General features: G+C 70.6%; 1 protein-coding gene. It reads left to right on the top strand.

Annotation, left to right across the window (positions count from 1 at the left end; translation table 11 throughout):
* Positions 1-41 precede the first annotated feature (41 nt).
* Positions 42-926, top strand: a complete 885-nt coding sequence (locus I55_RS32390; protein ID WP_049974734.1) for a PLP-dependent aminotransferase family protein — start codon at positions 42-44, stop codon at positions 924-926.
* Positions 927-933: the final 7 nt, after the last annotated feature.

Below are 933 nucleotides of genomic sequence, written 5' to 3'. Positions count from 1 at the left end.
TTCGAGGAGAGACTTAGCACCATGTCGCTCGACAGGCCACCGTGGCGAAGATCGCGCATCTCGCCCGCATCAAGGTCCCGGACTCCGATCTGGAGCACTACCCGGCGGTGAAGCCGCTGGCCGGGCTGCTGGATCTGCGGCTGGTACCGGTGGCGATGGATGGCGAAGGCTTGCTGCCCGAGGCGCTGGAGCAGGCGGCGCGGGCCCATGGCGCCCATGCCCTGTACTGCATGCCACGACTGCACAACCCGACCACGGTGACGCAAGGGCCCGCGCGGCGCCAGGCAGTGCTGGATGCCTGCCGGCGGGCCGGCATCCTGGTGGTGGAGGATGATGTCTACGGCTTTCTGGCGTCCGCCACCACGTCCGGTTGGTCACCATTGGCCGCGCTGGATCCGGAGCGGGTGCTGTTCCTGACCAGCCTGTCGAAAAACCTGATGCCCGGCCTGCGCACCGGCTTCCTGCTGTGCCCGCCGGCCCTGATGGACCGCGTGCGCACCCTGCTGCGCGCCACCCTGCTGGGGGTCAACCCGTTGGGAGCTGAACTGTCGGCGGAATTCATCCTGTCCGGCGCCGCCCTGGACAGCGCGGCCCAGCGCCGCGCCCTGGTGGCGGAGCGTCAGGCCCAGGCCCGCCGCCTGCTGCCCGGCGTCCCCTCCGATCCCGCCTGCCCCCACCTGTGGCTATCCCTGCCCGAGCCCTGGCGGCGGGAGGATTTCGCCCGCGCCCTGATAAGCCGGGGCGTGCGCATCACCCCAGCAGACGCCTTCGCCGTCGCCCGGGGCGATACGCCCCATGCCGTGCGCGTCTGCATCGGCGGGGTGGAGCGCACCGACGTTCTGGAGCAAGGGCTGCGCACCCTGGCCAATCTGCTGGCCGAGCCGGCGGCGATGGGGGACAGTTTTCGTTTAGGGGAACGGGCCTGACCGTATG

The organism is Azospirillum sp. B4 (assembly GCF_000333275.1).
Classification (GTDB): domain Bacteria; phylum Pseudomonadota; class Alphaproteobacteria; order Azospirillales; family Azospirillaceae; genus Nitrospirillum.
The sequence above is the reverse complement of the archived record's forward strand: the minus strand, read 5'-3'. Positions and strand labels throughout refer to the sequence as shown.